Origin of the sequence: Hymenobacter sp. YC55 (assembly GCF_029433095.1) — a bacterium.
Lineage (GTDB): Bacteria > Bacteroidota > Bacteroidia > Cytophagales > Hymenobacteraceae > Hymenobacter.
This window is the reverse complement of record NZ_JARNTX010000004.1, coordinates 477,890-504,215: the sequence shown is the minus strand read 5'-3', so window position 1 is coordinate 504,215 and position 26,326 is coordinate 477,890. Positions and strand designations below refer to the sequence as shown.

Here is a 26,326-nt window from a genome sequence, read left to right as displayed (position 1 = left end):
TAGTCAGGCCATTTGCTTTGGTGTACTGTAGGCTTACAGCTTTTCCGCCAGGAACCGTGCAGTATGGTTGGTATCCTTGAGCTTTATCATGTCTTCGGGCGTGCCCTCGAACAGCAAGTGGCCACCGTTAATACCGCCTTCGGGGCCGAGGTCAATTACCCAGTCAGCACACTTGATGATGTCCATGTTGTGCTCGATGATGAGCACCGAGTTGCCTTGCTCCACCAGCGCGTTCATAGCCGTCATCAGCTTGTTGATGTCGTGGAAATGTAGGCCCGTGCTTGGCTCGTCGAAGATGAACAGAATCTTGTCTTGCTGCAGCGTGGCGCCTTTGGTTAGGAAGGACGCCAACTTCACGCGCTGGGCTTCCCCACCGCTCAGCGTGCTCGCCGACTGGCCTAACCGGATATAGCCCAATCCTACATCATCGAGTGGCTTGAGGCGCTCTACTAGCTTCGGCTGGCCTTGGAAGAAGGTGATGCTGTCGGCAATGGTCATGTCCAGCACCTCGTCGATGCCTTTATCCTGGTATTTCACGTCCAAGATGTCTTGCTTGAACTTGCGGCCGCCACAGCTTTCGCACGTCAGGAAGATGTCGGCCATGAACTGCATTTCAATCTTCACCTGGCCTTCGCCCTGGCATACCTCACAGCGGCCACCGTCGATGTTGAAGCTGAAGTGAGAAGGTTTAAAACCGCGAGCTTTGGCCAAGGGTTGGTCGGCAAATAGCGCCCGGATGGTATCGTACGCCTTCACGTAGGTTACAGGGTTGGAGCGGCTGCTTTTACCAATCGGGTTTTGGTCCACAAACTCTACGTGGGTCACCTGCCCGTTCACCCCAGTCAGCCGGTCAAACTTACCAGTCGATTCGCCCGCGCCACCGCCAAGCTGCTTGAGCAGCGCCGGCGCCAATATCCGCCGAATCAGTGTGGACTTGCCGGAACCCGATACGCCCGTTACCACCGTCATTACGTTCAGCGGGAACTTCACCGATACGTTCTTCAGGTTGTTTTCGCGGGCACCAGTTAGTTCCAGCACATTGCGCCAAGTACGACGCACTTTTGGCACCGGCACCTCTAGGCGGCCACTCAGGTACTGGCCCGTATACGTGTCGGTATCCTTTAGCAGATCATCGTAGGTACCTTGGAACATTAGGTTGCCGCCGCCACTGCCCGCTTCGGGGCCGATGTCGAGAATCTGGTCGGCCACCTCCATCATCTTTTCTTCGTGCTCCACCACAATCACGGTGTTGCCGAGTTGCTGCAAGGAGCGCAATACGCCAATCAACTGCTCGGCGTCCTTAGGGTGCAAGCCAATGCTTGGCTCATCAAGAATATACATCGAACCCACCAGCGCCGACCCAAGCGAGGTAGCCAACGAAATGCGCTGACTTTCCCCACCCGACAGCGTGCTGCTGAGTCGGTTCAAGGTGAGGTAGCCTAGCCCAACGCGGTTCAGATATTCCAAGCGGTTGGTGATTTCAGTTACCAGGCGCTCGGCCACTTTGGCGTCGTGTTCTTCGAGGTTCAGGTTCTGGAAAAACTCCAGAGCCCGGCTCACCGGCAGCAGCACCAAATCTGTAATACTCTGCCCGGAAATCTTCACGTATTGCGCGTCTTTGCGCAGACGGGTACCGCGGCAGTCTGGGCAGGTGGTACGGCCACGGTAGCGGCTTTGCAGCACTCTATACTGGATTTTGTGCGTCTGGGTAGCCACCCATTTAAAGTAGTCGTCGAGGCCGTCGAAGTACTTGTTGCCTTTCCAGAGCAAGGTCCGCTCGGCCTCACTCAACTCGTTATAAGGTCGGTGAATTGGAAAATCGAAGCGAATCCCATTCTTCAGCAACGGCTTCAGCCACTCACTCTGCTTGTCGGTGCGCCAAGGAGCAATGGCGCCTTCGTACACAGTCAGGCTCTTGTCGGGAATCACCAGGTCTTCGTCAATACCAAGCACCGAACCAAACCCTTCGCAGGTTTGGCAGGCACCGTACGGGTTATTGAACGAGAAGAAGTTGACGCTCGGCTCCTCGAACACCATGCCGTCCAGCTCGAACCGGTCGGAGAAGGTGCGGGTTTCGTCGTCGAGCTTCACAATGCACGTGCCGTGGCCCTCGAAAAACGCCGTTTGCACCGAGTCCGATAACCGGAACATCAAGTCCTCATCGCCCGGATGGATTACCGCCCGGTCTATCATGATGAATACGTCGCCTTCTACTTCGGGCTGGCCAGCAGCAATCAGTTCTTCTATGAAGGCGGTAGCACCGTTGGCTACCACCCGCGAATATCCTTTCTGCAGCAGCAAATCCAGCTCCTTGCTCATGGGCCGGTTGTCGTCGGCGCGTAGCAGAGGAGCCAGCAGCATCACGCGCGTGTCGGCGGGTAGCTGCATAAGGTAGTCCACTACATCGGCTACGTTGTCTTTGCGCACCTGCTCCCCGCTAACCGGTGAATAGGTGCGGCCCACCCGCGCAAACAGCAGCTTTAGGTAGTCGTAGATTTCGGTGCTGGTGCCGACGGTCGAGCGGTTGTTTTTGATGCTGACCTTTTGCTCGATGGCAATAGCCGGCGAAATACCCCGGATATAATCAACATCGGGCTTGTCCATACGACCCAGAAACTGACGGGCGTAGCTGCTTAAGCTTTCCACGTACATCCGCTGCCCTTCGGCGTACAGCGTGTCGAACGCCAACGACGACTTGCCCGAGCCCGATAGGCCCGTAACCACAATGAATTTATTGCGCGGTAGCGCTACGCTCAGGTTCTTCAGGTTATGAACCCGGGCATTTTTTATCAGGATGAACTCGCGCGGGTCGAGTTGGTCAATCGGGTCGGCCGCTGGGGCAGCCATTTGCAAAGCAGAATTTTCGGCCATAGACGGGGTAACAGCCACAACCGGGGGTTTGGTTTCCAGTGGGTGTGGTTTGCTACAACGAAGGTACGCGCGACAAGCGGGAGGTTGCGCACATTCTTGACAGAAGCCCTTCTAACACTCCAATGCCGCGTAGCTTCACACTCAATTATTTTTTCAAGTATGGCCGCAGCACCCGTGTCCAGATTTTGTAGCCGGCCAGGGTCATGTGTAAGCCATCCTTCACATATAGCTCGGGGCGTGGCTGGCCATTGGGCCCGAGCATAGGCGTGCCCACATCTGCAAAACGCAACCGCTGCGGGTGCGCCTCAATGTATTGCTTGATCAGAGAATTAGCTTCCTGCATCTTAGGATACAATGCCCAGCGTGCTATGCTTGGCTTGATAGACAGAAATACTAATTCTGTTTCAGGCAGTTTCTCTCGCATTAGCTTTTCGAATTGCAAAAACGAGTCATATACCTGAGCAGGCGTTGCGCCGGCCCCAATATCGTTGTCGCCTTCATACAGTATTACCTGCCGCGGCCGATAACGCACTACAAGCTTATCGAAGAAGTGAATAGCATCAGGAAAGCGCGAGCCTCCAAACGCGCGGTTTAGCACTGGGCGGCCTTTGAAGTCTGTGGCAAGTGTTTCCCACATTCTGACGGACGAGCTGCCGTAAAATAGCAAAGGCGCTGCTGGTGGCTTCTGTAAACTATCCTGCCGGCTGAAATTCTGCAATTCAGCCTTCCACTGCTCCGGATTGATTGGTTCAATAGTTGCTTGGCCAAAGCTGCTAAGCACCGATAGCACTAGTAGCAAACAGAGAAAGCCACACCGTTGAAATCTTAAATTCAGCATATCAATAAGGGCGCGTTTTGACGGGCGTCAAGGTAGCTGTTAAGTTTTTATAAAGTCAACGGATGCTGTTTCAGGGCATTACTGCACTTATTTAATAATATTGAATTATTTCGCCATAGCCAGTACCTGTATAGTGCTGATAATTTGGTAATTTTCGGCTTTATATCGCTCTGGTTGACGATCTAAGTATTGTATTATAAAACTTTATGAAGAAAAGATTACAAGCTTTCTTTCTCTTCTGCCTCATGGTAGTAACCCTACCAGCTATAGCAGGCGGCCCCATAGTATTGAACGGGCAATGGCGCGGTCCATTAAAAGTACCTGGCGGTACGCTCGAACTTATCGTTACCATAGTTCCTCTGACCAACGGGACCTACTACGCTGCGCTCGACGTACCGCAGCAGCGCATCTACCGCATGCCGGTCGAAGTAGTATTGAAAGGCAATGACCTTAGCTTACAAATCGAGCAAGCAGGTAGTAGCTTTAAAGGCAAGGTTTTGAAGGACGGAGCCATACTGGCTGGAGCCTGGAAGCAACCCGGTTTGTCAGGGACGTTGGAGATGCAGCGCGCAGGCTCGGCCACTGCAGCATCGGGCAAAGTTCGCCTAACGCCCCCGTACCGCGAAGATGACATCAATTTCACGAATGCCGCCGCTAAGCTGCGTCTCGCAGGCACACTAACCGTTCCCGCCGGTCCAGGCCCTTTTCCGGCAGTTGTACTCCTTTCCGACTCGGGCCCACAAGACCGCGACGCCGGTGAGCAGGAATATCGCATGTTCAGCATTCTGGCTGACTATCTAACGCGCCGCGGCATCGCCGTACTACGCTTCGACGACCGTGGTGTAGGCAAGTCGCAAGGCAGCTATTTCAATACCACTACCATCGATATGGTGGGCGATGCGCAGGCGGCCATGAGCTTCTTGCGCAGTCAGAATCTCATTAATCCAGAGCAAGTTGGCTTCATTGGTCATGGCGAAGGGGCCAACGTAGCCCTGCTAGCGGCCGCTGACGCTAATGCAGGCAAACCAGCTTTTGTAGTATCGTTGGCAGGCTATGGCCTACCAGGACGCCACGTGCTAGTGCAGCAGCAGTTAGAAATCATGCGGCTTATTGGCGCCAATCCCGCACAAGTGAAAGCAGCACTGGCACTGCACGTAGAGATGATTGACATCATTCGGCAGACGCCAAACGACGCCCTAGCTCGCAGCAAAGTAGCCTCGACGCTGCGCAACAGCAACACCGACCTCGATCCACATATGGCGCGTGCTCGCGCTATCCAGCTCACTTCGCCCTGGTCCCGCTACTTTATCGACTTCGAGCCCGCTCGCAAGCTGGCAGACGTAAAATGCCCAGTACTCGCCCTCAATGGCTCCAACGACTTGCAAGTGGAAGCCAGCGGCAACTTGGCTATGCTCCGCCGGGGCTTGCGCAATAGCCGGGACGTAAAAACGCAAAAGATTCCGGGCGTCAACCATTGGCTACAACCCATACAGGAAGAATGGGCCATAGTAAATGGCGAGCAACAGCCCACTTTTTCGCCCAAAGCGCTAGAAATGATGCGCGAGTGGATAGCTGCCCGCACCACACAACCAGGTGCCGTGCCCGTTACAGTGAAACGGACTTCCCCCACCAAAGCCAGCAAAATGAGTCGTGAGGCACAAGCAGCTAAGCCGCAAGCCAGTCGTTAGGCTTTAATCCGAGTCATTCTTACCGAAGAAGCCCCAATTGCCGCGTTAAGCGCTGGCAGTTGGGGCTTCTTCGGTAATGGCATTGAGACGCTACGCCTGATTCTGCGCGGTTAATTGCAGCAAACAAGTTTATGCTTTCACTGGCTCTGGGGTCAAATCAAGATGTCGCAGCTTATCAGCCCGCCAAGCTGTAATTCCTACCACCAACAGCGTCATAGCTCCACCGAATACTACCGACTGCACCACACCTAAGAGCCGCGCGGCCACCCCCGACTCGAAAGCGCCAATTTCGTTGGATGAACCAATAAAGATGTTATTGACTGCCGACACCCGTCCCTTCATATACTCTGGTGTGTAGGTATGAATGAGGGTGGAGCGGACAATAACAGATACTGAATCGAAGACCCCTGTCATAAATAGAAGGAACAGCGAAAGCCAGAAGCTACTTGACAAAGCGAATAGTATAGTAGCCACCCCAAACCCTGCCACTGCCCACAGCAACTTAAGACCCGCCTTGCGTCGCAACGGAAAATACGTCAACGACACCGCCATCAGCACCGAACCTACTGCCGGAGCAGCCCGCAAGTAGCCTAGTCCTTCGGCACCTACCATCAGCACTTTATCGGCGAAGACAGGCAGTAGGGCTACTGCCCCGCCAAATAACACCGCAAAAAGATCGAGCGAAAGAGCAGCCAATACCAATTGGTTTTGGAAAATAAACTGCATCCCGCTCAGGACACTCTCTTTTAGATTGAGCTTTTCCCCTTCCGTGACAGGTAATGGCCGCCCAGCAATGCTGATAAACAACAGAAGCGAAAGAGCCATCAAAGCAACATCGACGCCATAGGCAACCGACATACCAAAGTGGGCAAACAACAAGCCGCCAATAGCCGGTCCTACTACTGCTGCCGTTTGCCATGTGGTGCTGTTCCAGGTAATAGCGTTGGCAAGGTGTTCACGCGCTGGCATAAGCTGTGGCATAAATGAAAACACAGCGGGTCCTAGAAAACCTCTTGCCACACCACTCACAAATATCACGGCGTAGAGCGGCAATGCTTTTACTACAACGAGTCCAGCCAACGGCACTCCGAAACTAATTCCGGCTGTCAAGATCGGTAAACCTGTTGGGCTCGCCAGCAGCCACAAAGCCACCGAGCATAGCACCAGTACAGCTACCATTGCCACAATAATATTCTTCCGACGTACCGAATCGGCAAGGTGGCCAGCATAAAGCGACACAACGATGCTAGGAATAGCCTCGGCCAACCCAATCAAGCCCAAGGCTAGTGGATCACCGGTAAGTTTGAATAATTGCCAACTCACTGCCACTCCTTGCACTTGAGTGGCTAGCGTCATACACGCCCGGGCTGAAACAAAGCGGCGAAATTCTGGTAAGCGCAAGGCCGCATAGGGGTCATGGCGCGGAGTAGCAGTGGGCATGGAATAGAAACAGCGACTGTAAACCTAAAAGTAAGGCTAGCTTCTAAAACGAGGTCCGTACTTCCGAGTTCAAGTCTTGGCAGCTCTTCTAGAAAAGTGCCATCAAATTTGACTTCAGCTATTAGACTGTAAAGAGAAAACTATTCAGACATTTAGTAGCAAAGCAACTTCTTTTGAAAACAAGCTAAATAGGCTTTTGCCGTATTATTAGCCTGTTGCTTACATGCTTTTCAGGGCATTAACAACACACTATTTGAATGCGAATCTTCCGGCATATGGCCACCTGCCTACATCATGTAGCAGAATGAGATTTCTACCACTAAACACTGCTTGCTCGCCTAGTACTTTAGTACCGCCGTGTATTAAATATTGCATATAACGCACGCCAATAGGTATATATGCTTTCCTAGACGAACTACTAAGGGCTTGGGTATATTAATTAAGTTAATACAATATTACCTCCTGTTGTGGCCTGCACCTATAATTGAAAAGAATTAATCTGGTGCAACAGAACATAGTTGATTTTATATTCTATATAAAAAGGTTTCACAATGTGAAAAAATATTTTCAACTAACGCTGGTTAGGCATTGTGTTTGCCCCGGCAGTTCTCTACATTTGGTACAGAAGGAAATCTTCATCTTTTGCTCATCTAAGAAAATTCACCGGTAATCACGCAATATGGTTTGAAGCTCTACGTTCCCTTATTCGTAGCCTTTATGGAAACCATGCAGCCGAGCGACTCCGCTCTGATTTCACTATATATTGCCGGCAAAGAAGAAGCCTTCGCGCAATTGCTCGAACGTCATAAAGCCCGCGTTTTCACCACCATCATGTTGATTGTGCGTGATGAGGATGTGGCCGATGACTTGCTGCAGGATACCTTTATCAAGGCTATTCACACCATGAAAAGTGGTCGATACAACGAAGAGGGAAAGTTCTCTTCTTGGATCTGCCGCATTGCCCACAACCTGGCCATCGATTTTTTCCGTCGCGAGAAGCGCAGCCCGCTGCTCAACCTCGACACAACGAGCCATGCTTTCAATACCCTCTCGCATGCCGAAGAGGGAGTGGAATCTGCTCTGACCCGGGAAGAGACCTACGCCCGACTCCGTGAACTGATACAGGACCTGCCAGCGGCCCAGAAGGAAGTACTCGTAATGCGTCACTACGGCGACATGAGCTTCCAGGAAATTGCCGATGCAACGGGGGTTAGTATCAACACTGCGCTGGGAAGGATGCGTTATGCGCTGATCAACCTTCGGAAGAAGATGGCCGTACAACCAACTCTCTATGATCAAAACCTTACCCAACGAGAAGCTGCTCCGGTACGTGTACAACGAATTGCCAGCTGATGAGCAGCAGGAAGTAGAACAAGCTTTGGCGCACGACCCGGAGTTGGCCGTCGCCTGTGCCGATCTGCTTTTGGCCCAACGCACGCTAGATGCTCTAGCCTGTGCGCCGCGCCAACGCAGCACCGACGCTATTCTACAGTACTCGCGTACTTTTTTACGCTCGGCTTAGCGAATACTAGGGCACTTAATTAGCCGGGCAAACAGTAAACGGAACACCACGAAGCTTACCATGCGGTAACTTCGCAGTGTTCCGTTTTTTATTCTGGATACTTAGCTGAATGACGCCTCCTTTGGCAGGCTGCCTATTGCTTCAGTTACTTCCTTGGCTTAGCTACTTTACCATGCGCACTACTGAGCGTTTTCGCCATTTCATAGACTACTTCACTACCAATTTTCCGGAGCCCAAAACGGAGCTGCACTACGCTAACCCATACGAGTTGATTGTAGCTGTGGTACTAAGCGCGCAATGCACCGATAAGCGCGTAAATCAGGTGATGCCCGCTTTGGTTGAGCAGTTCCCAACCCCTGCTCATCTAGCTGCCGCTACTGCTGAAGACATATTTCCCTTTATACGAAGTGTCTCCTATCCGAATAACAAGGCGAAGCACTTAGCGGGGCTTGGCAGGATGCTGACCGAAGAGTTCGGTGGCGAGGTACCTAGCAGTATTGATGAGTTGCAGCGGCTACCTGGTGTGGGCCGCAAAACGGCCAATGTAGTGGTATCCGTGATTTACAACCAGCCTGCTATGGCTGTGGATACGCACGTGTTTCGGGTATCGCACCGTTTAGGCCTAGTTCCTCGCACTGCTACTACACCCCTTGCTGTGGAGAAAGCATTAGTAAAGCACACCCCCGAAATACTGATTCCTAAGGCACACCACTGGCTGATTCTACATGGCCGCTACATATGCGTAGCTCGTCAACCTAAATGCGCTATTTGCCCTCTTACTAGCTGGTGTAAGTACTACGCAACGAATGTAGCTGTGGCAGCTAAACCTGCCTCACTGCCCGAAATAAAGAGAAATGGCACGCCAACTAGTACAACCTAGTATAAAAGTAGCTCTTGGCAGTACAACACCTTTTTATTGTCTTTTTTGTATAGCTGCCTGCTCTAAACTGTTCTGCATAATAACCGCAATTTTCTGACGGTCAAAGGTATTGGCTGCTGTTTCTTGCCCGGCTTTACCGGCGGCTTGTAGTAGCTCGGGATGCTTGAATAACCTACTTAACTGGGTTGCTAACGCCTGTGCGTTATCAGCTGGGGAGTACCACCCACATCTATTGGCTTCGACGAAGTCACGCGTCCAGCCGCTATTGGTCACAATTACAGGAGTTCCCACAGCCAAACTATCGTAGAGTTTAGCAGGTGAATTCGCATCGAGCACAGGCAGGCCCAGGAACGATACGACCGACACATCCGCTAGCTTAAACCATGCGAATACTGCATGGCGCGGTTGCGGAGGCACCAGCCGAATAAACGGGTGCTGGCTAGCAGCCTCTCTTAGCAGAGGTTCGTCGTAGCCATGTCCCATAAACAACCACACTACTTCCGGGCAAGTGGCGGCTAAGGCTACCGCAGCGGCAATCAGCATAGGAATGTTGTTAGCCCGCCCGAAAGTGCCTGCATATAGGACTACGCGCCGGCCTTCTAGTTGAAGCTCGTGACGCAAATCGGCTACGGTGACATCGGTGGCACGAGCCGCCAAGTCAAAGTCAGTACCATTAAGCACAGTGGTTAGCTTTTCCCCTGAAATACCTAGACTGCTTATGTAATTAGCCATACCCGGCGACAAGGGCAGGATGTGACGAGCCGACTGGTACAAGCTCTTTTCTAAAGCAAACAGCTGCTTCTGGGCCCATACACTAGGCACAGCTCCCATAGCCACCGGAAACGAAGGCCATAAATCCTGCACCTCAAATACCCACGGTACGCGGCGCCAACGAGCCACCTGGGCGGCGGCCCAAGCCGCCGTCAGAGGTGTGCTGATTCCCCAAATAACATCGGGCTTGTCAATGCGCAACCCCTCGCGCAGAGCATATGCTGCGTACTGCCCGAAAGCCAACGCTCGGCGCGGCACACCCATCTTATTATGATACGGCACTTCAGCGGCCCGCATTTCAACCCCTTCGGGCAGCCACGGAAACTCCTGCGTTAAGCGTTGCTGCTCCCAGGTACGGGTAGTAATGAGCGTAACGCGGTGCGTGCGGGCAATATGCGCTAGCAAGGCATAATGCCGACTTGTCGCCGGACAGTCGGGGTTGGTGTGATACTGACTGAAAACGGCAATATGCACGCAATGGCAGTTATGTGTTATGAGGGCAGCGGAATCCAGTAGCATGTTCTCTTCTGAACACAGGCTACCTTATTCAGCCACGTACTTGTCCTCTACCGTTCGGCCCGGCGTGGCTTGGGCCGATAACGTGAATCAGTGAGAATATGCTGCGCGTTTTTGTCGGCCATCAATTGCGCTAATGTCACGTTCGGATTGTTGGTCATGTACTTCCGCACAATTTGCCAGCCTAACCAAGCGCCAACCCGGCCCGGACACGTTTTATCGATTTCAGGAATATTAGGCCGCTCCCCCACGTACTTCTGTACCACGAAAGGTGTTGTGGTGTAAAGCAGCTTCTTATCTAGGAAATGCGCCCACACCTTGCTTTCGTTGAAGTGCACGCCGGCTAGCTCTTTGTTGGTATAGCCAATGAGTATGGAATCGGGGGTGCAAGGCAGCACCTGCTCCGCAAAATAGAGCGACTTACCGAACTGAATCATGTCCGAAAGCATGGTCTGATCAGTCAGCTCCTTCTTGTTGTATTTGCTGCTAATAGCTAGCGCCGCAGTAGGCAGTACATACTCAGGCCGGTACCGACGCAAGATGTAATCTGGGACGTTGGGACGGTACCGTGCTTCAGGTCCTACAAAGAAGTCTAAGCCTAGCACCATCAGGCTGTCATTGACAAACATGTCTTGGCTTAGCCCTGTCACGAAGGTCTTGACGGGGGGCACCTGGAAATCCTTGAAGTTGTAGCGAACATGCTGAAACATGCGCTGCAGCTCGCCTTTCAATTTCTCAGAATCTTTGAAGGTACTATCGGTCTGGAGACCGAGTTGTTGCAGGCCCGCATTAGTCGCCAACTTCGTAAGCGTACTAGCTAGCACATCGTCGGTGGGAAATTGCCGCCGCTGCAAAAACTGGTTGGCAAACAAAGGATGCTGCGTAATAAAGCGTTTGGCGTCGGTTGTATTCTTGATTTGAAAAAACGGTTTTTCTAACCGCTCCAACTCTACCGGGGCGCTTACGTTAGCTACCTCAGGGTTGATTTCACAGGTGCTCTGGTCCCGGCTACACGCCGTGAGCATCGCAACAATAAACCCTAATAGAGCAGCAAGAGTGGGACGCATATAAGTAGGATTGTAGAACACGCTTCTATCTTTGAGGCGAAAATAGCCTAAAACCAAACGCCAGGCGGCCTGGCTTTAGTAAGCCATACTGTTTATTCGGATTGTCCATGAAAAAATTACTTTTAGCACTACTAACTGTGGCAGCTTCGGCTGGTGCTGCTTCAGCACAGGTTGAAATCGGCCTGAAACTCTCGCCTTCCATCACGAACCTGCGCGCTGAGTCTCCCTCGTCGTCAAGCTTTCAAAACGAAAGCAGTAAGGTAGCTATTGGTGGGGGCCTCGTAGTTGATTACTTTTTCGGGCAAAACTATGCTTTCAGCACTGGTTTACAACTCGTTGGCAAAGGTGGCACGATAAGCTATTTCGATCAAGGAGCCCGCTACGAGCAAAAAATTGGTGTTCAGTATCTGGAAGTACCCGTTACGGTGAAGCTCTTCACGAACGACGTTGCTACGGACACCAAGCTCTACTTTCAATTAGGTGGCTCTTTCGGGGGCGCTATTGCGGGAAAAATTGACGGCAACAAGCGCTTTACCGACCCGGTTACTGGCAATGAAAATAAAGCCCTTGATTACGTTATCCTCCCCGATGCTGCCGTGCTACTAGGTTTCGGTGCCGAATATCAGCTAGGACAAAGCACGAAAGTTTTTGCTGGTCTTAGCTACCACCGGGGCCTACTAAACATTGACAACTACTTCGAAGACGAGCGCAACTTTTCTGATGTGACTCTCAAAAACAGCGAATTTGCACTGGACTTGGGTCTCAAGTTTTAAGAAAGTGTTGCTTTGAAAACGGGAAAAAGCCCGCATTGCTTCGAGCAACGCGGGCTTTTCTTCTGTCAGGAGGAGTCGTCGCAGAACGTTCCGTTAGTCAGTTATTTCAATTTCGCGGTCTTGCAAACGGGCCATTGCAGCAGCAGCAGAGTGCAACTCAATTTCCTCCCCTTGCTCGTCCTCAATACGGTAATCAGTTAGGCCGAGGCTCGTATCCTTCACTACTTTGATCCACTTGTAGTACTTCAGATACCATTTCATCTGCTTCGACACCAATCCTTTGGTATAATATGCGTGCAGGAAGGGATGCACGTACAACGTAATACCCGCTTGATTCTGCGTCACCAACAAATCTTCGATGCTATTGTCGATTTCGTCGGTCACTTGAATTGAAGCGGAAATCTTACCAGTGCCACCACAAGTTGGGCAAGCTTCACCCGTGACGATATTCTCGGCTGGGCGCACACGTTGCCGTGTGATTTGCAACAAACCAAACTTGGTGATAGGCAAGATGGTGTAGCGCGCTTTATCAAGCTTCATGATGCTATGCACGGCATCTTCCACCTTTTTGCGACTCTCCGCCGACTTCATATCAATAAAGTCGACGACGATAATGCCACCCATGTCGCGCAGACGCAACTGACGCGCTACCTCTTTGGCAGCCAGCATGTTCACCATCAAAGCCGTAGCTTCCTGGTCACTTTCCTGGTTGCTTTTATTGCCCGAGTTTACGTCGATAACGTGCAGCGCTTCTGTGTGCTCGATTACGAGGTAGCCACCGCCTGGTACCGTCACAGTTTTGCCAAACAGTGTTTTAAGCTGTTTTTCAATCCCGAGGTGCTCAAACACCTTCACTTTTCCGGTGTAGTGTTTGAGCAGCCCGATCTTATCTGGGGCAATCTGCTCTAAGTACCCACGCATTTCTTCGTAGCGAGCCGGCGTATCCACCGTAATGGCATCAAACGACTCGTTGAGCATGTCGCGCAGCATGGAACTGGTCCGGCCTAGTTCGCCCAGTACTTTGTCGTTCGGTTTGGCCGTGCGCAAAGCAGTGAATAACTGGTCCCATTTGCTGGTCATGCTTTGCATGTCGCGGTCCAGTTCAGCCACTTCCCGTCCTTCGGCTACGGTTCGGATAATGACACCGAAGTTATCGGGCTTGATGGAGGCAATCAGCCGCTTTAGCCGTTCCCGCTCCGTCTTGCTCACGATTTTCTTCGAGACGCTGATGGTATTCGAAAACGGCACCAACACCAAGTAGCGCCCTGCCATGGAAATATCCGTGGAGAGGCGTGGCCCTTTGGTTGATATCGGCTCTTTTACAATCTGGACCACAATCTGTTGGCCCTTCTTAAGTATATCGGCAGCCTTACCTACCTTGTCTAATGGCCCTTCCAGACCAAAAGTTTTCAGTGCGCCAACCGTAATTTTCTGCGACTGTACGCCCCGCACCCACTTACTAAGCGAAGGAAATTGCTCGCCTAGGTCGCCGTAGTGCAGAAACGCATCCTTTTCGTACCCGATGTCAATGAACGCAGCGTTCAGACCGGGCATAACTTTCTTGACCGTGCCCAGGAAGATGTCGCCCACCGAATAATTGGTGTCGTTGCGGTCGAAATGATATTCGATGAGCCGCTTGTCCTGGAGCAGGGCAATCCGTTCTCCTTCCTGAGTAGAATTAATTATTAATTCGTTACTCAATGGATTAGGTTGTTAGGTACTCCTGATCGATGGCCCGCGGGCCCCAAACCGGCAAAGGGAAGCCGGTGCACGTAGCACCGGCTTCCCTTGCAAGCCTCGGGGAAAGCGAATAAACAGCCACTCTCGGGGATACAAAATGAGAGATAGACGATGTTTTCTAGCACGAAAACCCGCCAGCAAACCCCGAAGGCTTACTTCTTCTTGTGACGGTTCTTGCGCAGACGCTTCTTCCGCTTGTGAGTGGCAATCTTATGACGCTTTCTTTTCTTACCGCAGGGCATGTTGTGATGGGTTAAATGGTTGAATGATGATTATTTGCCGATGGCTGATGGTAGCATGTTAGAGACTGAATTAGAGGCAAAAAGCTCTTTCATCAATCCGTAGCACACTACTATCAGCCATCAGCGTTTTACTGAAGCTTCTGAAGCTGCTCGTCCACCGCGGCTGTGAGGCCCGGGTCCGTGCTCAGACTTTTTGCCTTTTGAAAGGCAACCTTGGCGGCATCGTTGGCTCCGGTTTGAGCTAGAGCAACGCCGAGGTAAAACTGTCCGTTCACATTTTCCGGATTGACCTTAGTCAACTCCCGGAAACGCTCTACGGCTTTATCATACTGGTTGCTTTGCATCGAAAGCAAACCCAGATTGTAGATGGCCTTCTCGTTGCGCGGGTCGGCCACCAACACTTCGCGTAACAGTACCACTCCTTGGACCGGGTTCTCACTGGCCATGAACGCCATACCTAAGTTGGTTTTAGCATCCAGATTCTCGGGGTTGTTTTTCAAAACTTTCCCGTAGAGTTCCTGACACTTAGCCCCTAAGGTTTTTTGGCGCTCCTGCGTGGTTGCGAAGCTGAATGCCTCGAAGTAAGCATCAGCAGCGCGCTTCCACGTTTGCTCTCCCGGCCGGGCTTGCGCCACTTGCTCCAAGAAGTAACCGGCACTATCAAACTTCTCGGCCGCTTTGTACTTGTCGGCCAAGTTACCAGCTATTCGAAGCTTAGCAATAGGGTCCCGCTCGGCAGTATATTGGGCAGTAAGCGTACTGATTTCGCGGCGTTGCGCAGGTGCTACCGTCATGTGCGGCTGCTCTAGCGATGGCCCATTTGCAGTTCCATCCTGTTCGCCAGAAGAAGCTACAGCTTTCGAGCCATTGGTGTTTGGGCCACCTCCGTCGCGCGTCGCGGTTTTAGCAGCGTCCTGTGCCAACTCCCCCTTACCTTCCTTAGGCTTGACAATCACTTTTGGCAACAGAAACAAGCCGGCTATTAGCGCAGCGGCTACGGCCAGAAGAATAAGCTGATGCGAAAAGGTACGTTGGGCCATGTGGAAAAAGCAGGCCGCCGGGTCTCCGGAACAGGATACCCAGCGGCGCAGCCGGCAATATTACGACAATGACGCTTAAGCGTTGGCTAGCGCTTTAATCTTCTTGCTGTTTTTGATCTTCCCAATGAAGGTCTTCGACGGCTTAAAGCTCGGGATGAAGTGTTCGTCGATGATGATCGACGTATTTTTTGAGATGTTGCGGGCGACTTTCTTCGCACGTTTCTTGTTTACGAAGCTGCCGAAGCCGCGTACGTAGATGTTGTTGCCCTCAGCCATCGAGTCCTTCACAACTTTAAAGAAGGCTTCTACGGTAGCCGAAACGTCAGCTTTCTCAATGCCAGTCTTGTCGGCAATTTCGGCGATTACTTCTGCTTTAGTCACGCTGGTAAGTGTACTATGGTGTGAAAAATATGTGCTGGGTCTGCTACCCAATCCCAAACGTAAGCCCTTGCCTGGTAGGCTGTTTGCTTGCGAATTGGGGCCACAAAGGTAGTTCCCTTTTTTGGTTTTGCAATAGTAGTACCCGCTATGAAATTTATCTCCTTACTTACGTCCAACTAATTCTTTCTCAAAACATTGACTTCCACTTCTGCTGCTGTTGCTCATCCCTACTTTTCGGCTGCCCTCTTGGAATGGTACCCGCGGCACCGTCGCGACCTGCCTTGGCGCCACACCCGCGACCCGTATGCCATCTGGTTGTCCGAAGTAATCCTTCAGCAAACCCGTGTCAAGCAAGGCCTTCCTTACTACCTCACATACATCAGCACGTATCCAACAGTTCAAGACTTGGCCGCCGCTCCCGAAGATGAGGTGCTGCGCCACTGGCAGGGCCTCGGCTACTATAGCCGCGCCCGCAACATGCACCACACGGCGCAGCAAGTAGTAAACGAGTATGGAGGCCGCTTCCCGGAGACCTACGCCGAGCTCTTAAAACTGCGGGGAGTAGGTCAGTACACGGCAGCGGCTATAGCTTCCTTTGCTTTCGGTGAGAAGGTAGCGGTACTCGATGGCAATGTGTTCCGGGTATTGGCCCGAGTGTTTGGCCTCACGCAAGACATTGCGGCTCCTGCCAGTCGACGAGTTTTCCAAGTATTGGCTGACCAGCTAATTCCAGCGTCTGCTCCTGCCGAATTCAATCAGGCCATTATGGAGTTTGGGGCCATTCAGTGTACGCCCGTTAATCCAGATTGCCTGTTTTGCCCGTTGCAGAACCAGTGCTACGCTTTCCAGCATGGCATGGTGAATGAATTACCAATTAAAAGCAAAGCGAAAGCAGGCCGGACACGCCATTTCCACTACCTCGTTCTACGGCACGGGAACACAGTATATATGCGTAAGCGCGGTCCGAAGGATATTTGGGAGGGTTTGTATGACTTTGCGCTAACAGAGAAAACGGTTGCTGAATTACCAGCCTTAGAGCTTCTAGACACCGTAGAGGCGCTCGGTGGTCAAGTGGTTACCGACCAAGCTGAAGAACCTGTTCAAGCTATGCGTCATGTGCTAAGTCACCAGAAGGTAGAAGCGAAATTTCACCCAGTGTGGCTACGCGAACCATTGCCAGCCGCAGCCTTGCATTCATCAGGATTGGCAGCCTTTACACTAGAGCAAACGGAGCGGTTGCCGAAGCCTATTATAATTGCTAATTATCTTAACAAAAGCTGGAAATGATTACTAAAATATTTGGTAATGATACTGGATTTTTATATCTTTAAATCTAAATACAGGCACTTAACTCTCTCATAAACCAGCAATGGCAGGTATTAATAAAGTAATTTTGGTAGGCAACTTAGGCAAGGATCCTGAGGTGCGTCACCTAGAAGGTGGAGTCAGCGTAGCCAACTTTACGCTGGCCACTAATGAGTACTACAAAGACAAGCAAGGCACCCGCGTTGAGCGCACCGAATGGCACAACATTGCTGCTTGGCGAGGTCTAGCCGAAATGGCCGAGAAATTCCTTAAAAAGGGCCAACAGGTGTACCTTGAGGGTAAGATTCGTACGCGTCAATACCAAGACAAAGACAACCAGACCCGCTACATCACCGAAATCATTGCCGATGAAATCACCATGCTTGGTGGTCGTCAGCAAGCGGGCGACGGGCAAACTCAGGCCAACGGCACCACGGCTGTAGTGGACGCACCACAAACGTTCCGCCAGGAGCCAGAGCTGGATCAGTTGCCCTTCTAAGCTCCATTTTTTAATAGCAGTTTTCAAGCTCTGGCATTTTGCCAGAGCTTTTTTCGTTCTAATAGTGTTGCCTAACCTTGTAGCAGACTCTAGAAGAATCCTGCTTACTCGCTTAGCTTATCAAGCTTCTGTTCTTTGTCTAAAAGGCTATTGATAGGAGCTTTGCCTTGCCAAGATATCTGTACGTGGAGTTATTGCTGTAGGGCCAGGGTTTCGCGTTACCTTTGAGACACATATTTGCATTGCTGCCAATGCCTGCTTTTCGTATTCTACTTGCCTTGTTGACCTTGACGTTGGTGGTGCCTGCTTGTTCCTCGCCAGGCTCCGACGATTATACTCCTAAACCCAAGGGCTACAACCGTATCGACTTGCCGCCTCACCGCTATCAGCAGCTAGCGCCGGGCCACCCCTACACGTTTCAGTATTCGCACTACGCGAAAGTGCTGCGCGACTCTTCGTATCTGGCACAGCCTCATTGGATTAATGTGTATTACCCAGCCATGAAGGCTAGTATACAAATCACCTACTCTGACCTGAAAGGCAACCGGAAGCTGTACAACAAAATGCTGGAGGATGCTCGCAAGCTTACGAGCAAGCATGAGGTGAAGGCCACTGCTATTGATGAGAACATCCTGAAGACACCTGCTGGACTGCGCGTAGCAGTATTTGAGCTTCAAGGAGAGGTTCCTAGCCAGATGCAGTTTTACACCACCGACAGCACCAAGCATTTCTTCCGTGGCGCCTTGTACTTTCGCACGGCAACTGCCAACGATTCGTTGGCCCCGGTGATTGATTATGTCAAGAAGGACATTGTTCAACTGCTTAACACGCTGAAGTTTCAGTAGAAGGTCAAATTGTTGAATGGTTAAAGGGTTGTTTGTTGGCATTATCGTCTGAACAACCAATCTTTTAGCCAGTGAGCCATTCTGCCATTTACCCTTGAGTAATTTCTTTCAAACCAAGATTGAATATTTGCGCGGCGTAGGGCTGCAACGGGCGCAGCTCCTGCAAAAGGAGCTGAACCTGTTCACGTATGGTGACCTGATTCAGCGCTACCCGTTCCGCTACCTCGACCGCACGCAGTTCTACAACATCTGCGACCTACACGACGATCTGCCTTTCGTGCAGGTGAAAGGTATTCTGCGCAACCGGGAGGTGGTTGGTGAAGGCCCCAAAAAACGCATGGTGGCCAAAGTTGCTGATGCCAGTGGTGAGCTTGACTTGGTGTGGTTCAAGGGCGTGAACTACCTGGAGAAAGTCATCAAAAACCACCAGGAGTACATCGTGTTTGGCAAACCCACCATGTTCAACGGGCGGCCGCAGATGGCCCACCCGGAGATGGAGGAGGTTACGGAAGCCAAAGCTGGCCAAAGCTACCTGCAACCGGTCTACAACACGTCGGAGAAGCTTAAAAACTACCACCGCGTTGACAGCAAGGCTATTGCCCGGATGGTGGCCGACTTGCTGAAGCTGGCGCTGCCTCATATCTACGAAACGCTCTCGGCAGATCTGATCCGTCAGTATGGGCTGATGGATAAGGCTACGGCTATCCAGCAGATTCACTTTCCGCAGAGCACCGAGCTATTACAGGCTGCGCGGTTTCGGCTCAAATTCGAGGAGTTGTTTTATGTGCAGCTCAAACTACTCCGCCAGCGCGACCAACGCAAAGTAGAGCTAGCCGGGCAAATCTTCAAGGAAGTGCCCACGCTGGTGCATTTCTATAAGAACGTACTACCCTTCGACCTCACCGGCGCCCAAAAGCGGGTTATCCACGACATCTACAAGGATTTCTGTACCGGCAAGCAAATGAACCGCTTGCTTCAGGGCGACGTGGGCTCGGGCAAGACGATTGTGGCCTTTATTAGCATGCTCATGGCTGCCGACAACGGTGCGCAGAGCTGCCTCATGGCTCCTACCGAAATCCTGGCCGACCAACACTACATCGGCCTCAAGCAGTTTGCTGACCTGCTCGGCATCAAGATCGGGAAACTAACCGGCAGCACCCGCACCGCCGACCGCCGCGTATTGCACGAGCAGCTGCGCTCCGGAGAGATGCACATGTTGGTGGGCACTCACGCCCTGCTTGAAGACGTAGTACAATTTCGGAACTTGGGTTTGACCATTATGGACGAGCAGCACCGTTTTGGGGTGGCGCAACGTTCGAAACTATGGCAGAAGAACCCGCACGTCATTCCACATGTGTTGGTGATGACGGCCACTCCCATTCCGCGCACGTTGGCCATGACGCTCTACGGCGACTTAGATGTATCGGTGATTGATGAGTTGCCGGCGGGTCGTAAGCCTATCGTCACCGTGCACCGCTTCGATTCCAATCGCCTTAAGGTATTCGGCTTTCTACGCGACCAAATTAACCTCGGCCGGCAGGTATACATCGTGTACCCGCTGATCGAGGAAAGTGAGGCCATGGCCGACTACAAGGACCTTATGGACGGCTACGAGAGCATAGCCCGGGCGTTTCCAGAGTTTCAGATCAGCATTGTGCACGGTCGCATGAGTGCTGCCGAAAAAGACAGCGAAATGCAGCGTTTCGTAAAGCGCGAAACGCAAATCATGGTGGCTACTACCGTAATTGAGGTGGGCGTAAACGTGCCTAACGCTTCTGTTATGGTGATAGAGAGTACCGAGCGGTTTGGGCTTTCGCAGCTACACCAGCTTCGGGGCCGGGTGGGCCGGGGCGCCGACCAGAGCTACTGCATCCTTATGTCGGGCTACAAGCTGAGCAAAGATTCTCGCACTCGCATCGAAACAATGGTGCGCACCAACAACGGCTTCGAAATTGCCGACATCGACTTGAAATTGCGCGGCCCTGGAGACCTGATGGGCACACAGCAAAGCGGCGTGCTCGATCTATTAATAGCTGATCTGGCGAAGGATGGACGGATCCTAACGGAATCGAGAGCCGCCGCCCAGCAGCTGATCAACGAAGACCCCGGCCTCAACCACCCCGACAACGCGAATATCCGGCGCCATATCGAAAGCCTTCCTGCTACGGCCGTAAACTGGAGCAGGATCAGTTAATGCCAACGACCGGTAGCAAGCATAAAAAAAGCGACTCGTATGAGTCGCTTACACAAAGCTATTCTATGCCTTCAGATGCACTGGCAACCGGGCCTATTGCGTGCCATAGCCGGCTGTTGTTAGCGTTAGTAGCAGCCTGCTGAAAGGAAACTGGCTTGGCTATTATTGGATTTACTGCTGGTTCCACTTTCGTTGTACCAAGTATAGCATCAGACTGTTTTGCCAACTTACCAACAACAATAAGAGCGAAAAGAAGAGTGAATCGTACTAAAGACTTCATAAGAGATATAACAGTGCAGCCTATACTATCGTTGCGGAACAAAGTTAAGGCCAATTCTCACCTTTCAAGCAAATTTTAGGAGAAAACAGTTTTTTGAATATTTAGAAAAACTAGTAAAACGCAATTTCCAATGAGATAAGCGGGTATAGCATAAACAAATACTTAGCTTTATATAAATTTTTATTAGCAAGATATAAATCATATTTACGCTTCCGCGACTATCGCTTTCACAATCAAAAGCACCTGCAAATTAAACACATACATACTTTGAAGTCATTGTCCATTGCGTTATCAATGCGTAAATAAACGGTTACGTTTAAGCGACTCCTTAGACAAATGAGTGTGTTTTAACAGTATAAACCCAGACTTAGATACCTTTGGAGAATCCTGTTTCTCTTTTCTACTGATTTTTCATTTAACCCACTTTGCTTGTGCGCTTCAACTACCTGCTAGCTGCTGGCACTGTCGCCTTTACCTTGCTGCTCAGCCCAACTGTGGTATCAGCTCAAAAGGTCAAGTCAGCCCCTTTCAGTTATTTGCCCGAACGCTCTGTTGACCGATATAACCAGCGTGTTTCTCGCAAAACATTGCCGCTACCTGGTGGCGCGTTTATAATTCTCGCTCATAAATCCGCTACTGAGTACGCTATAGAGCGTTACGACGCGGAATTGAAGCGTCAGTGGAGCACCGCTTTGCCTTTGACTGCTGAGCAAGCCATAGAAGGCTTTACTAGCAGTAGTGGACAAGCTTTAGTAGCTATTTATGATAAGAGTGGCGCCACCCAAAGCATTTCGGCACAAGCCATTGACTTAAGTAATGGCCAAAAATCACCGCTGAAGAAGCTAACCGAAACTGGCTTGCGCGACCGGCGTCCCAGTGTGGCCTTTTCGCCAGATGGTAGCAAGATGGTAGCTTGGCGCTATGTTGCTCGCAACAACCAAATTAAATCTATCAGCGCCAGCGTATTCGACGAAAAGCTAACCAAGCTAAAAGACCGCACATACGACTTTAGCGACCAGGGCGCATTCTTTTCCACTACTGTCCACATCGGCAACGACGGTGCGCAGTACGTGACGCTGGTGAGCGACGAAATGAAGAAGCTCACTGTTCGGCGCTACCGCAACGACAACAACGATATTAAGGTAATGTCGGTGTCGGTGGGAGGCACGTTTGGGGGTAAGGTGGTCAACGTTTTCGACTCCCGGTTTGCGCTACAACCCGACAATGTGCTGTATGCTGCTGCTATCTGCAACGAGCGGGAAAGTGGCCTTTACCATAGCTTGAAGGTGGTAAAGTTTGATTTCTCGGGCGAAGGCGACATGAAATTCGCCCCCGAATTCAGCTTTACGCCAGAATACTTAGCAGAAACTAACAAGGCCACTGCTGGTACAGCGAAACGCATAGAGGACGTTTACCTAACCGACTTATTGCTCACCGACGAGAAGCAGTTAGTTGTGGTGGGCGAAAAGAAATACGAGGAAGGCGGCGACGATTCGCCCGGCCATACCCGTGAGTTGCACCTGTTTGGCTACAACGAGTTTCTGTCGCCAGCCTGGCACAGCATTGTTGCGAAGGATCAGGTAGCACCGGCCGCAGAGGGCTTTAGCAGCATCGGCTACCGAGCTGCTGTATTTGGTTCTGACCTGCAGCTTATGACTTGGGAGAAGCTAAAAGGCAAATCGGACCTCTATCTACGGCGCGTGAATTTGCAGACCGGCGTGGTGCAAGCACCCAAAGGCTTAGGCCTGAATGTAGCAGCCGATCAAAACCCCTCTTACGTAAAGGATTTCACAGCTTGGCTTGATGCCAAAACGCTTATTGGCGTCAGCCGACCCAGCAAGAAATCGGCAGCACTGATGCTCAACAAGATCGTAGTGAAACAATAGGCTACGGTAGGTTTACAGGAACGCAAAAAAGCCACCTCGTACATCCGAGGTGGCTTTTTTGTGCGCAAGCTTCAAGACAGTAGACGCCTCATGGGAAGATGCCCAACGACTGATAACTCACGCCTATTTTCTCGATGGCATTGTAAAAGGCTGCCGTACGCAAATCAGTAATACCTTCCACTTCGTCCATTACCCGCCGAATGGCGTGGTAAGCGGTAATCATGGTGTCTTCCAAGCCCGAATGAACGAGGTCGATTTCGTCGGCTCCATGCACAATCAGCTCTCGTTCTTGGGGCGTGATGGTTTTGCCAGTGGTTCGCTCGATTGTTTCCACAAGCCGCTTCATAGCTGCTTCTTCGGCCCGTTTGCCCATGCGCCCAAATCGCACATTGGACAAGTTTTTCAGCCACTCGAAGTAAGATACTGTTACGCCACCGGCATTGAGATAGAGGTCAGGCAGAATGACAATACCGCGCTCCAGCAAGATTTTCTCGGCGGCTTGCGTAGTAGGGCCGTTGGCGCCTTCGGCAATAATTTTAGCTTTGATATTGGCGGCGTTGCCCTCATGGATTTGGTTTTCCAAAGCAGCCGGCAAGAGCACGTCGCACTCATATTCGAGTAGGTCTAAAGAGTCTGCTACATCTTCTGCGCCCTCGAAACCACAAACAACGCCGGTGTCCTGGCGGTGCTTAAGCACAGCAGCTACATCGAGGCCCTTTGGGTTGTAGATACCGCCTTCCCGCTCGGCAATACCCGTGATAATAGCGCCGGCTGCTTGGCAAAAATGTGCGGCGTAGTAGCCCACATTGCCCAATCCTTGCACGATAATGCGCTTGCCCGCAATGCCGCTGCTCATCCCTATTTTGTCCAGCATTGGCTGGTCCATTAGTAACTCGCGTAAGCCATAGAACACGCCGAGCCCAGTAGCCTCCGTACGGCCCCGGATGCCCCCCTGCCCCACTGGCTTGCCAGTCACGCAGCCCAAGGCATTCGTGTCGCCATATTTGAAGGTTAAGTAGGTATCCGCAATCCAAGCCATTTCCCGGCTGCCGGTACCGTAGTCAGGAGCGGGCACATCCATGCCTGGTCCGATTAGGTTTTTCTTGATTAGCTCGCTAGCGTAGCGGCGCGTTACGCGTTCTAATAGCTGCTCTGAACTAGTACGCGGATTGATTTTCACGCCCCCTTTAGCCCCACCAAACGGGACATCTACTAAAGCACACTTGAAGGTCATGAGCGTGGCCAAAGCCATTACCTCTTCTTCATCCACATACACGCTATAGCGGATACCACCTTTGCTAGGCAATTTGTGGTGACTGTGCTGCACCCGGATTCCTTCAAATACCTGCACGTGCCCGTCAACTTCCACCGGGAAATTAATCTTGTAGATACTGTTGCAGGCCCGTATTTGGGCAATGATACCAGGGTCTAGCTTCGAGAAACTAGCGGCGTGGTCGTAGAACCGCAGCACGCTCTCATAAAAGTCTTTGCCCTGCACCTGTTCGTTGGCCATAGTTTGTGGGAGTTTGGAGTGGACGTGTGCTTGGCAAACGCATAGCACAACAATCCGTTGCACCCAGAAACAAAAAGCCGCTCCTGTAATCAGGAGCGGCTTGATCTGCCGTGATTCGCAACGTAAGCTGCGCAATCCTAAAAACTCGTCTGCAACCGTGTTTTAGTAGGCATACTCGTTGGCCGCAATCAGCACGTCGGCGATGCGGCGGCGTGCTTCTTTGGCATTATATAGGTCGGCTTTGGTGAAGCGCTTGAGGCCCATAGCCAGCAGGCGCTGCTCGTCGCCTTCAGTCATAGTGGCAATAGCGTCCTTACCAAACTTGGTTACCTGGTCTACCGTGTCATAGAGGTAAACGCGGGCAATGTCGATCTGCGTCGACAATGCTTCTTCGCCTTTAACACCGGCTTCTTTCTCTACCCGAAGCAGGGTGCTTTCGGCAGTGTAAACCTTGATAGCCATGTCGGCAATGTTCATCAGTACCTCCTGCTCTTTCGCCAGCGAGTTCATGTACTTCTGCACCGCCGTGCCAGCAATCATCAGGATAGCTTTCTTCAGCTTGGCAATAGTCTTCTTCTCGGTAGCAAACAGACCAGTTTCCTCTTCCAAGTTAAAGTCTGGAATAGCCATCAGTTCCTGCTGCACAGCCTGAGCAGGGCCCATTAGGTCAAGCTCGCCTTTCAGAGCCTTCTTCAGGATCATGTCGACGGCCAGCATGCGGTTGATTTCGTTGGTGCCTTCGAAGATGCGGTTGATGCGTGAATCCCGGTAAGCGCGGTCCATGGGATAATCGGCCGAGAAGCCATAGCCGCCATACACCTGCACACCTTCGTCCACTACATAGTCAAGCACTTCCGAGCCTTCTACTTTCAGCATGGCGCACTCCACGGCAAACTCACGGGCCGCACCAAGTAGAGCCTCGTTATGGCTTTGGCCTTTGCTGAGCAGTTCTTGCTCCATGCGCGCAATGTCCATACCCGCGCGATAGATGGCCGACTCAACGGCGTAGATACGAATCGCTTGCTGCGCCAGCTTGTGCTTGATAGCGCCGAACTTGGCGATGGGCAGCTTGAACTGCACCCGCTCGTTGGCATACTTGATGCTCAGCGTAGACGCCATTTTGGTAGCCCCTAAGCAAGCAGCCGCCAGCTTGATGCGGCCAATGTTTAGGATATTGAAGGCAATAAGGTGGCCTTTGCCAATCTCACCAAGCACAGCCGACTTTGGCACTTTTACATCAGAAAGGAACACCTGCCGGGTCGAGGAACCCTTGATACCCATCTTGTGCTCCTCGTTGCCGAGGCTCAAGCCCGGCGTATTGCGCTCTACAATGAAGCCGGTAAACTTGTCGCCGTCCACCTGAGCAAACACGATGAATACGTCGGCAAAACCACCGTTCGTAATCCACATCTTCTGGCCATTGAGCACATAATGCTCACCATCCTCGGTGGGAATTGCTTTGGTTTTGGCACCCAGAGCGTCGGAGCCCGAGCCAGGCTCGGTGAGGCAGTAAGCCCCCATCAATTCGCCGTTGGTTAGGCCGGGCAGGTACTTATTCTTCTGCTCTTCGTTGCCGAAGTACAGAATAGGCAGCATAGCAATACCCGTGTGAGCCGCGAAGGCAACTGGGAACGAGTGGCCACCACCTACACCTTCGGTCACGCGCAGGGAAGTAGTGAAGTCCATATCCAGGCCGCCGTACTGCTCCGGAATACTTACCCCAAACAAGCCAAGCTGACCAGCTTTTTCCATTAGGCCACGCATCAGGCCCTCCTCGTGGTTGTCGAGACGCTCAAGCAGCGGCTGAACTTCTTTTTCCACGAAGTCCAGAGCCGTCTGGTGCATCATGTTTTGCTCTTCCGAGAAATCGGCGGGCGTGAATATGTCCTGGGCGTCGGTCTCTTTGATAATGAACTCGCCGCCTTTCACAAGCTTGTTGGTTACTTCCATGACTAAGGTGAGAATTGTTGTGAGAGGTTTTATTGAAGTCTAGAGAAGAGGCAAGATGTTCGGCTTGCCGAGTATTTTTTGCCTA

At 51.7% G+C, this 26,326-nt stretch carries 20 protein-coding genes; 10 read left to right on the top strand and 10 right to left on the bottom strand.

The features are described from left to right. Positions 1-33: 33 nt before the first annotated feature. Positions 34-2,871: an excinuclease ABC subunit UvrA gene (gene uvrA / locus P1X16_RS24750; protein ID WP_277234825.1), complete on the bottom strand. Its 2,838-nt coding sequence runs from the start codon at positions 2,869-2,871 to the stop codon at positions 34-36. 145 nt (positions 2,872-3,016) lie between these two features. Further along, positions 3,017-3,508 carry a GDSL-type esterase/lipase family protein gene (locus P1X16_RS24745; RefSeq protein WP_277234823.1) on the bottom strand — a complete coding sequence of 164 codons (492 nt, stop codon included), beginning with the start codon at positions 3,506-3,508 and terminating at the stop codon, positions 3,017-3,019. A gap of 407 nt (positions 3,509-3,915) precedes the next feature. On the opposite strand from P1X16_RS24745, the gene P1X16_RS24740 reads away from it, so the two are divergent. Beyond that, on the top strand, positions 3,916-5,397 hold the full coding sequence (locus tag P1X16_RS24740) for an alpha/beta hydrolase (RefSeq protein WP_277234821.1): 1,482 nt from the start codon (positions 3,916-3,918) through the stop codon (positions 5,395-5,397). 129 nt (positions 5,398-5,526) lie between these two features. Here the strand turns inward: P1X16_RS24740 and P1X16_RS24735 are convergent, their stop codons facing one another. Next, on the bottom strand, positions 5,527-6,837 hold the full coding sequence (locus P1X16_RS24735) for an MFS transporter (protein ID WP_277234820.1): 1,311 nt from the start codon (positions 6,835-6,837) through the stop codon (positions 5,527-5,529). A 717-nt stretch (positions 6,838-7,554) separates the two neighbouring features. Here P1X16_RS24735 and P1X16_RS24730 point away from each other — a divergent pair. The 3 genes from P1X16_RS24730 to nth all read left to right on the top strand — a co-directional run bounded on the left by P1X16_RS24730 (position 7,555) and on the right by nth (position 9,239). After that, complete coding sequence (locus tag P1X16_RS24730) at positions 7,555-8,190, top strand: sigma-70 family RNA polymerase sigma factor (RefSeq protein ID WP_245121199.1); 636 nt, start codon at positions 7,555-7,557, stop codon at positions 8,188-8,190. Then, entirely contained in the window at positions 8,129-8,359 is a 231-nt protein-coding gene (locus P1X16_RS24725) for a hypothetical protein (protein ID WP_245121197.1), read from the top strand. Before P1X16_RS24730 ends, P1X16_RS24725 begins: the two co-directional genes overlap by 62 nt. Before the next feature lie 172 nt (positions 8,360-8,531). After that, a complete protein-coding gene (gene nth / locus P1X16_RS24720; protein ID WP_277234817.1) occupies positions 8,532-9,239 on the top strand; it encodes an endonuclease III in 708 nt (235 codons plus the stop codon). Positions 9,240-9,272: 33 nt separating this feature from the next. On the opposite strand, the gene P1X16_RS24715 is transcribed toward nth, so the two are convergent. Next, a complete protein-coding gene (locus P1X16_RS24715) occupies positions 9,273-10,484 on the bottom strand; it encodes a glycosyltransferase family 4 protein (protein ID WP_277234815.1) in 1,212 nt (403 codons plus the stop codon). A 92-nt stretch (positions 10,485-10,576) separates the two neighbouring features. Next, positions 10,577-11,593 (bottom strand): gliding motility lipoprotein GldB, encoded by a 1,017-nt coding sequence (gene gldB / locus P1X16_RS24710; protein WP_277234814.1) that lies wholly within the window; start codon positions 11,591-11,593, stop codon positions 10,577-10,579. 107 nt (positions 11,594-11,700) lie between these two features. Here gldB and P1X16_RS24705 point away from each other — a divergent pair, with 107 nt between their 5' ends. After that, positions 11,701-12,366 carry a porin family protein gene (locus P1X16_RS24705; protein WP_277234813.1) on the top strand — a complete coding sequence of 222 codons (666 nt, stop codon included), beginning with the start codon at positions 11,701-11,703 and terminating at the stop codon, positions 12,364-12,366. Between the two features lie 93 nt (positions 12,367-12,459). Here P1X16_RS24705 and P1X16_RS24700 read toward each other — a convergent pair whose 3' ends face one another. From P1X16_RS24700 to P1X16_RS24690, 3 genes are all read right to left on the bottom strand, one after another. Then, positions 12,460-14,067 (bottom strand): Rne/Rng family ribonuclease, encoded by a 1,608-nt coding sequence (locus P1X16_RS24700; RefSeq protein ID WP_245121187.1) that lies wholly within the window; start codon positions 14,065-14,067, stop codon positions 12,460-12,462. Between the two features lie 409 nt (positions 14,068-14,476). After that, complete coding sequence (locus tag P1X16_RS24695; RefSeq protein ID WP_277234810.1) at positions 14,477-15,388, bottom strand: tetratricopeptide repeat protein; 912 nt, start codon at positions 15,386-15,388, stop codon at positions 14,477-14,479. 75 nt (positions 15,389-15,463) lie between these two features. Further along, positions 15,464-15,820 (bottom strand): HU family DNA-binding protein, encoded by a 357-nt coding sequence (locus P1X16_RS24690; RefSeq protein ID WP_277234808.1) that lies wholly within the window; start codon positions 15,818-15,820, stop codon positions 15,464-15,466. A 144-nt stretch (positions 15,821-15,964) separates the two neighbouring features. Here P1X16_RS24690 and mutY point away from each other — a divergent pair, with 144 nt between their 5' ends. The 5 genes from mutY (at position 15,965) to P1X16_RS24665 (ending at position 22,778) form a co-directional block, all read left to right on the top strand. Continuing rightward, complete coding sequence (gene mutY, locus P1X16_RS24685; protein WP_277234806.1) at positions 15,965-17,056, top strand: A/G-specific adenine glycosylase; 1,092 nt, start codon at positions 15,965-15,967, stop codon at positions 17,054-17,056. A gap of 82 nt (positions 17,057-17,138) precedes the next feature. Continuing rightward, positions 17,139-17,573 (top strand): single-stranded DNA-binding protein, encoded by a 435-nt coding sequence (locus P1X16_RS24680; protein WP_277234804.1) that lies wholly within the window; start codon positions 17,139-17,141, stop codon positions 17,571-17,573. A 251-nt stretch (positions 17,574-17,824) separates the two neighbouring features. After that, the gene (gldD, locus tag P1X16_RS24675) at positions 17,825-18,418 is read left to right on the top strand and encodes a gliding motility lipoprotein GldD (RefSeq protein ID WP_277234802.1); all 594 of its coding nucleotides are present in this window, start codon (positions 17,825-17,827) and stop codon (positions 18,416-18,418) included. A gap of 94 nt (positions 18,419-18,512) precedes the next feature. Continuing rightward, on the top strand, positions 18,513-20,612 hold the full coding sequence (gene recG / locus P1X16_RS24670) for an ATP-dependent DNA helicase RecG (RefSeq protein ID WP_277234800.1): 2,100 nt from the start codon (positions 18,513-18,515) through the stop codon (positions 20,610-20,612). A gap of 711 nt (positions 20,613-21,323) precedes the next feature. Continuing rightward, positions 21,324-22,778 (top strand): hypothetical protein, encoded by a 1,455-nt coding sequence (locus P1X16_RS24665; protein ID WP_277234798.1) that lies wholly within the window; start codon positions 21,324-21,326, stop codon positions 22,776-22,778. An 88-nt stretch (positions 22,779-22,866) separates the two neighbouring features. On the opposite strand, the gene P1X16_RS24660 is transcribed toward P1X16_RS24665, so the two are convergent. After that, positions 22,867-24,291: a Glu/Leu/Phe/Val dehydrogenase gene (locus tag P1X16_RS24660; RefSeq protein ID WP_277234797.1), complete on the bottom strand. Its 1,425-nt coding sequence runs from the start codon at positions 24,289-24,291 to the stop codon at positions 22,867-22,869. A gap of 162 nt (positions 24,292-24,453) precedes the next feature. Continuing rightward, positions 24,454-26,241, bottom strand: coding sequence for an acyl-CoA dehydrogenase family protein (locus P1X16_RS24655; RefSeq protein WP_277234795.1), 1,788 nt, complete (start codon positions 26,239-26,241; stop codon positions 24,454-24,456). Between the last annotated feature and the right edge of the window lie 85 nt (positions 26,242-26,326).